9 protein-coding genes are annotated in these 13,662 nt (G+C 61.0%); 7 read left to right on the forward strand and 2 right to left on the reverse strand.

The genetic code is table 11. The annotated features are described in order from the left end of the window. Nucleotides 1-70 precede the first annotated feature (70 nt). The 6 genes from LAD35_RS21755 (at nucleotide 71) to LAD35_RS21780 (ending at nucleotide 6,762) form a co-directional block, all read left to right on the forward strand. A complete protein-coding gene (locus LAD35_RS21755) occupies nucleotides 71-1,603 on the forward strand; it encodes a cell surface protein (protein WP_224153019.1) in 1,533 nt (510 codons plus the stop codon). A gap of 175 nt (nucleotides 1,604-1,778) precedes the next feature. Further along, nucleotides 1,779-2,678 (forward strand): peptidylprolyl isomerase, encoded by a 900-nt coding sequence (locus tag LAD35_RS21760; RefSeq protein ID WP_224153020.1) that lies wholly within the window; start codon nucleotides 1,779-1,781, stop codon nucleotides 2,676-2,678. Nucleotides 2,679-2,792: 114 nt separating this feature from the next. Beyond that, complete coding sequence (locus tag LAD35_RS21765) at nucleotides 2,793-3,593, forward strand: ABC transporter permease (RefSeq protein WP_224153021.1); 801 nt, start codon at nucleotides 2,793-2,795, stop codon at nucleotides 3,591-3,593. Beyond that, nucleotides 3,590-4,918, forward strand: a complete 1,329-nt coding sequence (locus tag LAD35_RS21770) for an ABC transporter ATP-binding protein (RefSeq protein WP_224153022.1) — start codon at nucleotides 3,590-3,592, stop codon at nucleotides 4,916-4,918. Before LAD35_RS21765 ends, LAD35_RS21770 begins: the two co-directional genes overlap by 4 nt. Before the next feature lie 66 nt (nucleotides 4,919-4,984). Next, the gene (locus LAD35_RS21775) at nucleotides 4,985-5,881 is read left to right on the forward strand and encodes a class I SAM-dependent methyltransferase (RefSeq protein WP_224153023.1); all 897 of its coding nucleotides are present in this window, start codon (nucleotides 4,985-4,987) and stop codon (nucleotides 5,879-5,881) included. A gap of 14 nt (nucleotides 5,882-5,895) precedes the next feature. Next, nucleotides 5,896-6,762: a class I SAM-dependent methyltransferase gene (locus LAD35_RS21780; protein WP_224153220.1), complete on the forward strand. Its 867-nt coding sequence runs from the start codon at nucleotides 5,896-5,898 to the stop codon at nucleotides 6,760-6,762. 82 nt (nucleotides 6,763-6,844) lie between these two features. On the opposite strand, the gene LAD35_RS21785 is transcribed toward LAD35_RS21780, so the two are convergent. Beyond that, the gene (locus LAD35_RS21785) at nucleotides 6,845-8,857 is read right to left on the reverse strand and encodes a glycosyltransferase family 2 protein (protein ID WP_224153024.1); all 2,013 of its coding nucleotides are present in this window, start codon (nucleotides 8,855-8,857) and stop codon (nucleotides 6,845-6,847) included. A 70-nt stretch (nucleotides 8,858-8,927) separates the two neighbouring features. Further along, nucleotides 8,928-12,638 (reverse strand): methyltransferase domain-containing protein, encoded by a 3,711-nt coding sequence (locus LAD35_RS21790; protein ID WP_224153025.1) that lies wholly within the window; start codon nucleotides 12,636-12,638, stop codon nucleotides 8,928-8,930. 78 nt (nucleotides 12,639-12,716) lie between these two features. Between LAD35_RS21790 and LAD35_RS21795 the strand changes: the two genes are divergently transcribed. After that, the gene (locus LAD35_RS21795; protein WP_263434679.1) at nucleotides 12,717-13,622 is read left to right on the forward strand and encodes a glycosyltransferase family 2 protein; all 906 of its coding nucleotides are present in this window, start codon (nucleotides 12,717-12,719) and stop codon (nucleotides 13,620-13,622) included. Nucleotides 13,623-13,662 lie beyond the last annotated feature (40 nt).

Here is a 13,662-nt window from a genome sequence, read left to right on the forward strand (position 1 = left end):
TGCTATTATTTCTTAGCGTAAACAATCGTGGTAGTTGCGCTGACTAACTTTTTTTAACTGGAGTGTGTTTATGAAGAAAAATGTTCTGGCCCTGAGCATTGCTGCCATGATTGGCGGCTTTGCTGGCTCTGCCAACGCTTTGACCGCTGCTACGGCAACCGCGTTCGAGCAAAACGATGGCGGTGCAGGTCACATTTTGGTGGTGCCTTACTTCACCACGCAAAACAACAACATGTCTGTGATTCACGTGGTGAACACCGACACGCAGAACGGCAAGGCTCTGAAGGTTCGCTTCCGCGGCGCTGCTAACTCTGACGATATCTTGGACTTTACCGTGTTCCTGTCGCCATACGACGTGTGGACCGGTTCCGTTCAAGCTGATGCCAACGGTTCGTACTTCATGACCGCTGACAATAGCTGCATGTACCCTGACATCCGCAAGGTGAAGCAGTCGTTCATTCAAGACCGTCTGGCTGACAGCTGGTCTGCTGAAAAGCGTGTGAACAACACCAAGGAAGGCTACATCGAAATCCTGAACATGGCTGACATTCCTCCCAGCACTGCTACGGGCACGCTGTACCCAGCCATCAAGCACAAGAGCGGCGGCGCACCTTCCTGCGACGAAGCAGTGCTGGCCAAGACCCTGTCGATCAACCCAGAAAAGGCAGCTGACGCTACCGCCCTGGGTTACGACACGCCTACCGGTGGTCTGACTGGTGACTGGTACATCCTGAACGTGAACCAAACCACCACGTTCTCGGGTGCTGCTACCGCCATCAAGGCTGTGGACGCTGCCGGTGCTAACGCACGCGGTAACTTCGTTGCCTTCCCTCAGGACAACCTGTCGCCAGCAGTTGGTAACACCGACCTGTACACCGCTGACCCACTGTTCATCTCGACCGCAGTGGACAAGGGTAACAATCCTCAGAACAAGCTGATCCAGATCGCTAACTACGACCTGCCAGACCTGTCGACCCCTTACCTGACCAGCAACGTTGGTGTTCCAGCTAGCCAAGCTTCGACCTTGACCGCTGCAGTGGCAAACAATGGCGTGGCCAACCAGTTCGCAACCGATGCCATCATCGATGCGAAGACTGACTGGGTACTGTCCATGCCTCTGCGTCGTTACAGCGTTGGTGCAAACTACGCTGCTGCTACCAAGGACGCTGCTTACCAAGTGTTCAACCCAGCTGTGCTGAACCCTGCTAACAGCCAACCATTCTTCCCCCGTGGCATCACCTCGGTGGACGCTGATGGCAACATCTGCGTGGATACCGCAAGCAACACGTTCTACGACCGTGAAGAATCGTCGGTGACCAACGGTGCTGTGGTGTCTCCAGGTACCGCCAAGAAGATCCGTCTGTGCGGTGAAGTGAACGTGCTGGCATTCAAGGATGCAGGTACTTCCGTTCTGGGCGCTACGGTTGCTCGTCAAACCGCTGCTGTTCAGTACGAAAACGGCTGGGGCAAGGTCAACTACGGTGCTGGCAATGCATTCCCAGTGGTTGGTTCTTCGTTCATCAAGCTGATGAACAGCGGTGGCGCAGCTAACGGCTTCAGCGGTACCTACGGTATCACCTGGCCTCACCGTTTCTCTAAGTAATTTGCCCCGCAGGTCGTAAGACCTGTTTGGTAAGTGCTTAGGAAACTAGCCAAAGGGCAGAGAGCAATCTCTGCCCTTTTTTGTTTTCTCTTTGTTTCCAGCCGCTATGAGGGTAATGCCGTGGCGGTTGGCACTTTTTTGCTATCCTTGCAGTTTTGGCAGAAGGACAAGGCTCATGCGTAATTGGTTGAAGTCGGTAGGTATGGTTGTGGCATTGGGAGGCATGAGTGTTGCAGCCGTTGCCCAGGGCAGCAGCAACGCCGTATTGTTGCAAGGACCATCCACTGCGGTGTATGAAAGCGATGTGCTCAATGATGCCAAGCGCATGCCGGAAGAGATGCGAAGCAGCTTTTTGGCCAAGCCGGAAAGCGTAGCGCAGATGGTGGAGGCACTGTATGTGCGCAGGGCGATTGCGGAAACCGCTCGCTCCAGTGGTCTGGCAAACCAGCCGGAAATTGCCGCCGCGATCAAGATTGCGACCGACAAGGTGCTGTCGGATGCTTATCTGCAAAAGTTCAATGCCGAACACAAGCCTGATACCAAATTGGCTGAGGCACAGGCGAAAGCGGCGTATGCAGCCAAGAAGGAAACTTTCAAGGCTCCGGAGCAGGTGCATATTGCACATATTCTGGTGATGAACCAGGACGATGATGCTGCAGCGAAAGCAAAGGCCGAAAAGCTGCTGGCAGAGGCGCAGGCGGGCGCAGACTTCGCGCAGTTGGCCAAGGACAATTCTTCCGATGCTTCCAGCGCAGTCAAGGGCGGTGACCTGGGTATGGTTTCACATGGCAGAATGGTGCCTGAATTCGAGGCCGCAGCCTTTGCTCTGGACAAGCCTAATCAGCTGAGCCCGGTCATCAAGAGCCAGTTCGGCTACCACATCATCAAGCTGTTCGAGAAGAAGCCCGCTCGCACCATGTCCTTTGACGAAGTGCGCCCGGATCTGGAGAAGCAGTATGTGCAGCAGTCCCTGCAGACCGCGCGCCAGGCTGAGGTGGAAAAGGTGTTGAAGGCCGCTACCTGGGACAAGGCCAATATGGAAGCATTTTCTGCCCGTTTTGCCAACAAGAAATAAGCTGCGCTCTTTGTGGAGCCGGTAGGGATTTCGATCCTGATGTGAAGGAGAGGGCTTGGCCTTCTCCTTTTTTGTATACCGGCTCCGGCCACACGGAAGGGCCTTGGAAACCATATGCGTTCGCTTTTGCAGAATATTCGTGAGTTGGTCGCCAGCCGCCAGTTGATTGGTGTGATGACGCGGCGAGAGGTTGCGGCCCGCCACGCGGGAACAGCTCTTGGGGTTCTGTGGCCCTATCTGCAGCCGCTGCTGTCGGTGGCTGCCTATTACCTGGTATTTGACATCGTGTTCTCCATGCGTCTTGGCGATGGAGCCAAAACCCATGCCGTGGGAACATTCCTGATTGTCGGGGCTTTGCCCTGGATGGCCTTTTGCGATGCTGTGGCGCGTGGAATGGGCAGCCTTCTGGAGGCGGGCGCCATGCTGCAGAAGAATCCGTTGCCACCGGTTCTCTTTCCTGTGCGGTCGGTGCTGGCCAGTTCCATCATCTTCGGGCCATTGATGCTGCTGGTCGCGCTTTGCTATACGCCGCTGCACCACATGCAGTGGGGTGTGCTGGCCCTGCTGCCGCTGATGGCAATGCAGCTGCTGATGACGGTGCTGCTCGCCTACGCCCTGGCGATTTTTGCTGCAGCCTTGCGCGATACCGTGCAGGTGGTGGGTTTTGCGCTGTCGGTAGGCATCTATCTGACACCGATTCTGTTTCCCGTTTCCATGTTCCCAGCGCAGTGGCGCTGGCTGTTGTGGCTCAATCCCATGGCTTCATACGTGCAAGGGTACCAGTCGATCCTGCTGCAGGGCCAATGGCCGGATTGGCCTGTATGGCTGGGCGGGCTGGTATGGATCGCGCTCCTTGCCGTGGTCGTGAATCTGCTGGTGCGCAGAAGCCGGGATCAGCTGGTGGATTGGTTATGACAACAAAAGAGACGGCAGCCCAGCCTGTACTGGTGATCAAGAACCTGGGCAAGGAATACAAGCTCTATGACTCGCCGCGGCAGCGCGTGAAGGCATTGCTGACGGGGCGGGCCACCCATCGCAGCCACTGGGCTCTGCGCGATGTGAGCTTTACTTTGCAGCGTGGCCAATGCATTGGCGTGATTGGCGACAATGGCGCAGGCAAGAGCTCGCTGCTGAAGCTGCTTGCCGGCACGATGCAGCCCTCTACCGGCACCATTGAGCGCACAGGGCGGATTACCGCGATTCTGGAGCTGGGTGCGGGGTTCCACGGCGATTTCACCGGGCGTGAGAATCTGTACTTTGCCGGTAGCTTGATTGGCATCAATCAGCAAGAGATGCGCCAGCTGGAGCCGGAGATCATCGCTTTCTCCGAGCTGCACGATGCCATCGACCGGCCGGTGAAGACCTATTCCTCCGGGATGAATGTGCGCCTCGCGTTCGCACTGGTGACCGCCGTGCAGCCGGATGTGCTGATTGTCGACGAGGCGCTGGCCGTGGGTGACCAGAGCTTTCAGAAAAAGTGCATCGAGCGGATTCTCGACTTCCGCAAGAAGGGATGCACGATCCTGTTCTGTTCCCACAGCCCCTACCATATCCGCCATCTGTGCGATGCTGCCCTGTGGCTGGAAAAGGGCCAGGTGCAGATGTTCGGTGAAACCGAGGCGGCACTTGCTGCCTACGATGTGCGCACCCGCCAGCTAAAGGAAGAAAAGGACCGGCTGCAATGGGGTGACGATGCGCCCGCAGGCGTTGCAGATCTTGGCTTGCCGCCCATGGACCAGACTGCCGAGTCGCCGGATACCGGCATCCCCGAGGGCCTCGCCAAGGAGGCAGAGCCATACGTCGTTCAGCGGCCCAATGCACCGCAGGCAGAAGAAACAGGCAATGCCTGCCTGCTGTCCGTCGAGATCGCCAACCTGAGTGGCGATCAGCCTCCGGTGCTGCAGGGCAATGACTTGGTTGTCACCATCCGTGCGCGTGGCAACGGGGCGGAGTGTCCCCACATTGGGTTCATGATCGAGCAGAACAAGGGCGTGGGCATTGCCTGCCTGGCTACCCATGAAGACGGCGCGCGGCCGGTGTTGCAGCCTGATGGCACCTGGCAATCGGTCCTCACCTTCCCCGATCTGCCGCTGCACAGTGGCGACTATGTGGTGAGCGCGTTCCTGTTCGACGGGTCCGGTCTCGCCGTGTATGACCAATGGTTCCAGTACACGGTGTTTCGCTTCATCTACCCCAAGCCGCTTCCCGGACTGGTACGATTGCCGCACGAATGGAGCTGATGCTTCAGATAAGAATGGCCACTGGCATCCACCCAGCATGCGCCTGATGCTATAAAAATCACAGATATGACGACCACCACATCCCCCTCTGCCAGCACCGGGCAGCACCTGCTGGAGCAAGCCCGGCAATTGCTGGCGGCTGGCGATCCCGTAGCGGCTTCACCTCTGCTGCTGAGCGCGCGGGCCGAAAAAGACACCATGCTTGCAGCGCATGCGCTGATCGAGCAGCATGGTCTGAGCGGATCGTTCCGCAACATGACGGGCCTGGACTGCACCATTTCGGGTTCGGACGATATTTTCGGCTTCTTTGCCGGACACCCGAGCAGCATCAACCCGCTGCGCGATTACTTTGCCGACGGCTGGCGCACCCTGGCCGAGCTGATGACCGTGATGGAGCGTGTGGGCCAACCCCTGGTGCAAAGCCAGCACTTTCTGGAGTTTGCGAGCGGCCACGGCCGTTTTACCCGCCATCTGGTCAAGCTGCTGGGGGCCGACAAGGTGACGGTATCTGATGTGGTGCCGGATGCCGTGGAGTTTGCAACCCGTACCTTTGGCGTAGACGGCTTTCTGTCTGCCAGCGTTCCCGAAGACCTCGCGGCTCCGCGCAGCTATGACACGGTGTTCGTTCTCTCGCTGTTCAGCCACCTGCCGCGCAGCACCTGGGCGCGCTGGCTGAAGGCCTTGTACGAGGTCGTCGCCCCCGGCGGCGTGCTGGTGTTCAGCACCCACGGCATCAAGGCCGCTAATTTTGACCGCGTGCCTCTCGATGACGAGGGCTTTTTCTTTGCATCGTCCAGCGAATCGCATGCGATCGATGCCAACGAATATGGCACCGCCTTCACGACCGAGGCCTTTGTGCGCGCCCGCATTGCAGAGACCGTGGGCGCCGACAAGCTCGAATACTTCGCACCCGTGCAGTTCTGGAACCACCAGGACGTGTACGTGCTGCGCAAACCGCTATGAACCGCGGAAGCCGCATGCGCCGGCTGGCCCAGCTGCACGAGCGGCGGTTTGGCCTGCCTGCCTACAACGATGGCCTCATCACCGATGAATGGTTTCGTTCCCACTTCCACTACGCGGCCGATGTGGTGCAGCAGTGGCTGGGGGGCGTGCTGGATCTGAGAACTTCTCGGCTGCTGCAGTTTGGCTGCGGAGACGGCATCACCGATCTCGCGCTGGTGCTTCGGCACGGTGCCGATGCCATTCATGGCATTGATGTGAGGCAGGAATACACCAAGCTGCCGCGCATTGCGCATGAGCAGTTGGGCATGCAAGCCATCCCCAAGGCACTGAGCTTTCAGACCATCGCGCCTGGCGCGCCGCTGGCCGGGCAGGCGCCCCTGTACGACGGCATCATGAGCTGGTCCACATTCGAGCACGTGCAGCGCGACCAGTTGCTGCCCATCCTGAAGGATCTGCGTGCCTGCCTCAAGCCCGGCGGCTACTTCTTCCTGCAGATCGAGCCGCTGTTTTACTCGGCCTATGGCTCGCACCTGCGCCGCTATGACGAAATCCCCTGGCACCACCTGCAGGTGGATGAAGAGGTGCTGTGGCAGGTGATTGAAGCCTATAACGGCCAGCTCAGCCCGGATGAAGTTGATTTTGGTTTTGCCGATTTTGGCCCGGCCGGCTACAAGCGCTTCGTGTTCAAGGAATACCAGGAGCTCAACCGCCTAACGGCCGATGAGCTGGTGGCGATTGCGGTGGATGCCGGTTTTGGCGTGGCGCGTGAGGAGCGCCGCCACTATGAGCCAGCTCCGGTGCCGGAGGCGCTGCTGCAGCACTACCCGCGAGAAGTTCTGACCAACAACGAAATCTTTCTGCTGCTGCAAAGGCCCGTTTGAGCCAGTTTTTCAGTGATCTTGATAGCTATCGGCGCTTACTCCGTATGGATTAAGCGCCGATTTCTATTCAGATCAACGATTTTCAGGTCGCTTCAGTGGTGGATGTTGATTCGCTCAAGCTGTAGCCCAGATGCTGCATGCGCTGGCCCAGGCCGCTGCGGTTGAAGAGGCGGCGGTTGATCGATGGCTCGCAGCGCATGGGTGTGCGTACCAGCCAGCAGGTATGGCGTACCTCGAATGCGGGGTGGTGGTAGGGGTCGCCTGCGTCGAGAAAATCGCGCCAGCGGCTGGCGAACAAGGCCGAATCCTCGGGGTGGGGGTCGTAGCCTTCGGCCTTGCCGCGGGTGATGGATTCATGGTGGATCAGCGTGGCCTGCGGGCAGTAAAGCACGCGCCAGCCCAGCTGCAGGGTGCGCAGGCACAGGTCCACATCGCCAAAGCCCACTGCCAGCTTTTCATCGTAGCCGTCGATGGCATCAAAGGCTTCCTTGCGCATCAGCAGGCAGGCTGCGGTGACGGCCGATACCTCGTGCGTGCAGACCAGGCGGCCCATGAAGGCGATGTCCACGCGGTCCGGCGGCAGCTTGAGGAACTTGCCGTAGTGCTCGGCGATGCCGAAAGCGCCCACGCAGACGCCTGCGTGCTGGATGGAGGTACGGTCGGGGTAGAGAAGCTGGGCGCCCACCATGCCCACACTCGGGTCCTGGCACTGGGACAGCATCTGCTCCAGCCAGCCCTCGTGCAGGGCCTCGATGTCGTTGTTGCAGAACAGGTAGTGCGTATAGCTGCGCGTGAGCTGGTGCACCGCCCAGTTGTTGATCGCCGAGAAGTTGAACGGCCCTTTGTAGCGCAGCACCGTGGCCGTGCCGTCCTGGGCGATCTGCGCAAAGTAATCGAGGCTGTTGGCGTCGGTTGACTCGTGGTCGATGACGATCAGGTCGTACTGGACCTGCTTGGTGGTGGCGCGGATGCTGTCCACACACTGGCGGACCAGATGGCCGTAATTCTTGGTGGGAATGATGATGGCAACGCGCTGGTCTGCCGCAATCCGGTGGCGGGTTTCGAAGAAATTGAACGACACGCCGGGAGCCGAGGTGGCCTGCTGGCCGGTGCGGTCCAGGTGGCGCTGCAGCACGGCGGTGGAGGTGGCCATCACCTGCGCCATCTTTTCATGCCCGGCAGACCCGGTGTGGGTGCGCCACTGGTACAGGATTTCGGGGATGTGGGCGATGCGGCTGGCGGCTTCGCTCACGCGCAGGATCAGGTCGTAATCCTGCGAAATCGTCAGGGCTTCATCAAAGCCGCCCAACTGGCGCAGCAAGGCGGTACGAAAGCCCACCATGTGCACGATATAGGGGTGGCTGCGCAGGTACTCGGGCGAAAAGGCCGGGCGGTGAAAGTACTGCAGCACCTGGCTGCCATCGGGGCTGACCAGCACTTCGTCCGAATACAGCATGTCCGGATCGTCTGCCAGCACGCACTGCGCCACCCGGTAGATGGCCTGGGGCTGGAGCAGATCGTCATGGTCGAGCAGCACGACGAATGGCGAGCTGGCCAGCGCCAGCGCCTGGTTGGTGGCGTGCGAGACGCCGCGGTTGGTCTCTCCCAGGTGCAGTTTGATGCGCGGCTCCTGCGTGGCCAGCTCCTGCAGCATCTGGCGCACATGCGGCTTGGGCGATGCGTCATCGGCAATGCACAGCTCCCAGTGCGGGTAGATCTGGCTGCGTACCGACTCCACCATGGCAGTCAGCATGGCGGGATCGGTGTTGTAGGTGGGCACCAGGATGGAGATGGTGACCGGCTGCGCCATGGCCGCAACCTCGGCGCGCAGCACGGGCAGCACGTCTTCATTCAGTCGCTGCTGGTAATCCTGCCAGGCGTCGGTGGGTGCCACGGGGACGGTGGGCGCATCCGGGTGGCCCAGCGACAGCAATTGGTGCTTGAGCATCTGCGTGCCGCCAGCGCGCCAGGCGCGCCACAGCTTGCGGCTGTTGCTGCCCAACTGGCGTGGATCGGCGGCCAGCAGGTACAGGCTGCGGCCAAGTTGGCGCAGCTTGTGGGGCAGCCTGCGCAAGGTGGAAAGTGGAGAAGACAAGATGATTGCTCTTTATTTTATAGCTAACGGCGCTTTATACGTCAGCGCCAGAGGCATATTTTATTGAAAATCAAGGGGCTGCAATACCTGTCAGGTAATCGTGCGGGTAGCTCCAGGGTTGCAGGCGCGGGCCAAAGAGTTCGGCAGGCGCAGCGGGCGCAGGCAATGGCGGCGTTCCTTGCACGAAGTGGCGTTCGCGGATGTTCTGGAACAAGGCCAGCCATTCGTCGGCCGAAGTGCTCCAGGGCTGCATCCAGGTCCAGGGGCGGTTGGCCAGGCGCTCGGGGAAGGCGCCGATGTCGGGGGCGATCACCGGTATGCCCGCTTGCAGGCAGGCGCTCAGGGTGTAGCTGTAGGTTTCGGGCCAGAGGGCGGGGAACCAGACCACATCGGGCTGGAGGCGCGCCAGCAGCGCGGGCAGGTCGGCATCGTCGTACGGGCCGTGGATGGTGAGGCTTGCCTGCGGCTGCGTGCGCATGCGGCGGTGCGGATAGCCCAGCAGGTGCAGCTCCACCGGCGCGTTTGCGCGTGCGGCTGCCAGCGCCACGGCTTCCATCACATCGCCGCCCTTGGCGAGGCTGACGCCGCCCAGGATGAAGACGCGCAGATGGCTGTGTGCGGCCAGCGGCTTGCCCTGTGGCACGGGCAGCGCGGCCGGGTCGGCAATGTCGTGGTGGGTGACGTAGCGCACGGGCGCGTCGGGAAAGTACTGCAACATGCGTTCTGCGGCGTCGCGGGTGGGTGCCAGAACATAACGTGCCTGGTTGAGGAACAGGCGGTGGCGCATGCGCCAGGCGTCGATGTATTCGCCCGTCGGTGCGGGGTGCTCGCCCGAGCATTGCGGACACTGCGCCACGCCCAGCGCGGCATAGCGTGCGTTGTGCGTAGGCATCATCAGGTTGATCTGCGGGCAGATGGCGTAGTAGTCGTGGGCGGTAAAGTCGTAGCGAACGCCCAGCAGCTGTGGCAGGCGCATGATTTCAAGATTGAGCCCCATCAAGTGGTGGAAGTGGACATGGCGCACGCCCAGCTCGCGCAGCAGCGCCACCACTTCCTGTGACTGGGTAGGCCAGTGGAACTCCTCGTCATAGCCCTCGGCGGCATCCAGCCACTGCAGGCGGATGTAGTTGTCTTCGAGCGGCGTCAAGGCCAGCGAGACGGCCTGCTCGCGCAGGCTGTGCGCCAGTTCGTGCACATGGCGCAAGGTGCCGCCACCTGCGTTGTGCAGCACCATCAGAATGCGGGGCAGCGGGTGCTGGCGCAGGCGGGCCTTGTCGATGGCATTGCGCGCAGCCTGGGCGGGGTTGGCTTTGAGGTGCGCTTGCACCTGCGCGTCGTATTCGGGGTGCAACTGCAGCAGCGTCTGGTAAGCGGCTTGCTCACGGGGCGTCTTGCTGTCGCCAAAGCTGACTCCGCCGGTGTGCAGGACGAAAGTGTCCAGCGCCAACAGGTGGCGCCATCCCAGATGGTGGGAGCGCATGCAGAAATCGTTCTCTTCGCCGTAGCCCTTGCCGAAGTGCTCGACATCGAACAGACCGGTCTGCGTAAGGCAGTCGCGCCGGATGTACATGCAAAAGCCCACGCCGGTCGGAATATCGACAGTGCGGCCAGCATTGGCCGCAGCACTGAGGTGGTTGAGGCGCACCAGGTCGGCGTCTGCAGGCAGGGCGTTCTTCTCGCAGAAACGGGGGTAGCTGCAGATCGTGGCGTTGTTGGACAGTGGCGTGACGCTGCCGATGGCGGGCTGGCTGTAGGCTGCGGTACGCAGGCGGTCCAGCCACTCATGGGACACCTCGGTGTCGCTGTTGAGTAGTACGACGTCATGGTCGGGGTGCAGCGCCATGCCTCGGTTGACCGTGGCCACGAAGCCGAGATTGCTGTCGTTTTCGAGCAGGGTGACGCGGCTGTCCTGCGCCGCCAGCGCACGCAGCCACTCGCTCAAGGCGGGTTCGGGGCTGGCGTCGTTGATGACGATCAACTGGCAATTGGTTTGCGTGGCTGCCTGCAGCACCGATTGCAGGCAGCGTTGGGTGTCCGAAAGTCCCCGGTAGACGGGAACGATGATGTCCACAGCGCTGGCTGGCTGGCTGGCCTCTGCCGCAACAGGGTGTGCCGCGTCGGGCAGCAGGGCTTCAGGCGCCAACTCCGGTACTGGTTCGGCCACAGTGACTGTCTTGGTCTCGGCTTCGGTCTTGGCTTGCACTGCGTCGCCAGCGACCACTTCCTCAGCCTGAACAGCAGGAGCGGCTGCCGCAGGAATGGACACGACGGCTGCGGGAGGCGGCGTTCTGCCGCGCAGCCTTGCCTTGGCGCGGGCGAGTTTCTGGCCAATGCGATAGGCCTCGGAGCCTTCAATATTGCTCAGGTGCGTCTGCAGGTTGCCAATGTGGGTCTGCTGCGCCTGAATGTGTTCCTGCTGCTGCCCGATGCTCGCTTCCAGGTTGTGCCGCTGGTCCTGGATATGGGCCTGCAGCTCGCGCATGTGCTCATGCGCCCGGCCTTCGGCGTGCTGGGCGCGGATCACCTCGGTATCGGCGTGGCGCAGCCGGGTTTCCAACTGCTGCGCGCTGTCTGCCAGCACGGCGTAGTCGGCAGACATGGGCCAGCCTACCGTCACTTCCAGCACGGCGCCTTCGGTTTGCAGGCATTGGCGCAGCACATCGGCAGGGATCGGCAGGCGCAGGTAAGGGTCGTCGCCAGTCAACAGGGCAAGGGCAGAGCCTGGAGCGCTCGCTGGCGCGGGCTGCCAGACCATTTCGCTGTGCGGGGCCTGGGCGAGGCTCTGGTCGCCAGCGCCAAGCCAACGCCAGCGCAGGTCAGCACTGGCGTCGAACAGGCGGATATCGTGGATGTGCAGAAAACCCGGGCGGTCTGCCGGGTCCCAGCGCAGGGTGGGCGTGGGCGCGTCATACCGGGGCAGCGTGAAGCGAATGCTTTGCTGCAGCTTGCCGATATGGCCCTTTTGAATGAGCTTGCGGTCTTCGCTGTAGCCATCCGCATCGGCCCAGTACAGGTTGGTGGTAAAGCTCGCTTGCGCTGCGTTGTTCTGGTTGCCAATGGCCAGCAGTGCATGCGACTGGACGGCAGCGGGGTCGCCTGCAGGGCGTACGCTGGCGACAAACTGGTAGGCCAGTGCATCGGGCTGCGAGAGCAGGTAGTGCATGACTGCCGGTGGCAGGCTGTCGGCGGTGGTGCGTGCGAACTCCGATTCATCGAGTGGGCGATCGATGGTTTCCAGCGACTCCACGCACCATTGCTCGGCATTGAGCAGGCGCAGCAGCGACTGGCGGGTGAAAAACCGCAGGTGCGTGGCATCCAGCAGCCCTTCCTCGCGGTAGCGCAACTCGCCCTGCATGAGTTCCATCACCAGGCCGCAGTATCCGGCATTGGGGATCGAGACCAGAATCTGGCCGTCTTCTGCCAGCAACGCACGGCAATCGGCCAGAATCTGCTCGGGGTGGCGCAGGTGCTCCAGAACATCCGCGCAGACGATATAGTCATACTGGCGCAGCAGGAAAGCCTCTGCAAGATTGATCTGTTCCAAATCTGCCACAGCGACATCGCGATAATGTGGCTTGGCCAGCCCGGCTTCTTCAGCGCTGAAAGTCACACCGTCGACGGTGCAGGCCAGATGCTGGTGCAGGTGCTGGCCCAGCACACCCGGGCCGCAGCCCAGATCGAGCACACGTGAGCCAGGACGTATTTTGCCGGCCAGCACAGACAGCGAGGTCCGCTCTTGTGGATCGATGTGGCGTGTGTAGACGTGGTGTTCGCGGGTCATGGATAGGAAATGGCTAGAGATTCTGCCGAAGTAGGCCTGCCAGGCAGGTAGGGATGAATGACTGACAAGAAAAATCGAGTGGCAATTCTATTGTCTACATTCAATGGCGAGCAGTTTCTGTCAGCGCAACTGGATTCACTGCTGGTGCAAACCCATGCAGCGTGCGATCTCTGGGTGCGCGACGATGGCTCGTCGGATGCGACGCTTGCCATTGTCCACCGATATGCAGCGGCACACCCCAACATCCGTGTGACTGTGGGCGCCAATCTTGGTTTTGTCGGTAGTTTTCATGAGTTGTTGCAAATTGCAGGCAATGGCTACGATTTTTATTTCTTTTGCGACCAGGACGATGTCTGGCTTCCGGGCAAGGTCGCCAGTGCCGTGGCCTTGCTTGCGCCGCAGACCGGCCCCGCGCTGTACTGCTCACGCACCCAGTACACCGATATGGCGCTGGAGGCGATCGGCCCGTCGCCAGACTATCCGGCTGACAAGATCGGCTGGGGCAACGCCCTGGTGCAGAACATCGCCACAGGCTGCACCGTAGCACTGAATGCCTCTGCACGCCAGTTGGTGCTCTCGTCGCTGCCCCGGTATTGTCTGGCGCATGACTGGTGGGCCTATCTCGTCGTATCTGCCTTTGGCACGGTGGTATTCGATACGCAAAGCCATATTCTTTACCGTCAGCATGGGCGCAATACCATTGGAATGCAGCAGCAGGGCCTGCTGGGCCAGTGGGCGCGTGTGCAGCGCTTTGCGCGCCGCCTGCGCCAGGCCGGACCGGGCTGGCTGGACCAGCTGGCGGAGTTTGATCGCACGCACGGCGCGCGCCTGAAAGACGGGCAGCGTGCCCAATTGCAGATGCTGCTGCAATCGCGCAGGCGATGGCTGGCCGCCTTTCGCGTGGCGATTCAGGGCTTCTATTGGCGCATGAGCGCCGTGGACACCCTGATTTTGCGGGTGCTGCTGGCGCTGCGCCTGTACTGAGGCCAGTCACGGCCGCGGCCCCTGCGTTGGCAGGGGATAA

It is taken from the genome of Comamonas odontotermitis (assembly GCF_020080045.1).
GTDB classification, from domain to species: Bacteria; Pseudomonadota; Gammaproteobacteria; order Burkholderiales; family Burkholderiaceae_C; genus Comamonas; species Comamonas odontotermitis.

Excerpts from the sequence above, each read along its gene's own strand:
- LAD35_RS21765 (WP_224153021.1), top strand. The coding sequence starts at position 2,793 with ATGCGTTCGCTTTTGCAGAATATTCGTGAGTTGGTCGCCAGCCGCCAG.
- LAD35_RS21755 (WP_224153019.1), top strand. The coding sequence starts at position 71 with ATGAAGAAAAATGTTCTGGCCCTGAGCATTGCTGCCATGATTGGCGGC.
- LAD35_RS21775 (WP_224153023.1), top strand. The coding sequence starts at position 4,985 with ATGACGACCACCACATCCCCCTCTGCCAGCACCGGGCAGCACCTGCTG.
- LAD35_RS21790 (WP_224153025.1), bottom strand. The coding sequence starts at position 12,638 with ATGACCCGCGAACACCACGTCTACACACGCCACATCGATCCACAAGAG.
- LAD35_RS21760 (WP_224153020.1), top strand. The coding sequence starts at position 1,779 with ATGCGTAATTGGTTGAAGTCGGTAGGTATGGTTGTGGCATTGGGAGGC.
- LAD35_RS21770 (WP_224153022.1), top strand. The coding sequence starts at position 3,590 with ATGACAACAAAAGAGACGGCAGCCCAGCCTGTACTGGTGATCAAGAAC.
- LAD35_RS21780 (WP_224153220.1), top strand. The coding sequence starts at position 5,896 with ATGCGCCGGCTGGCCCAGCTGCACGAGCGGCGGTTTGGCCTGCCTGCC.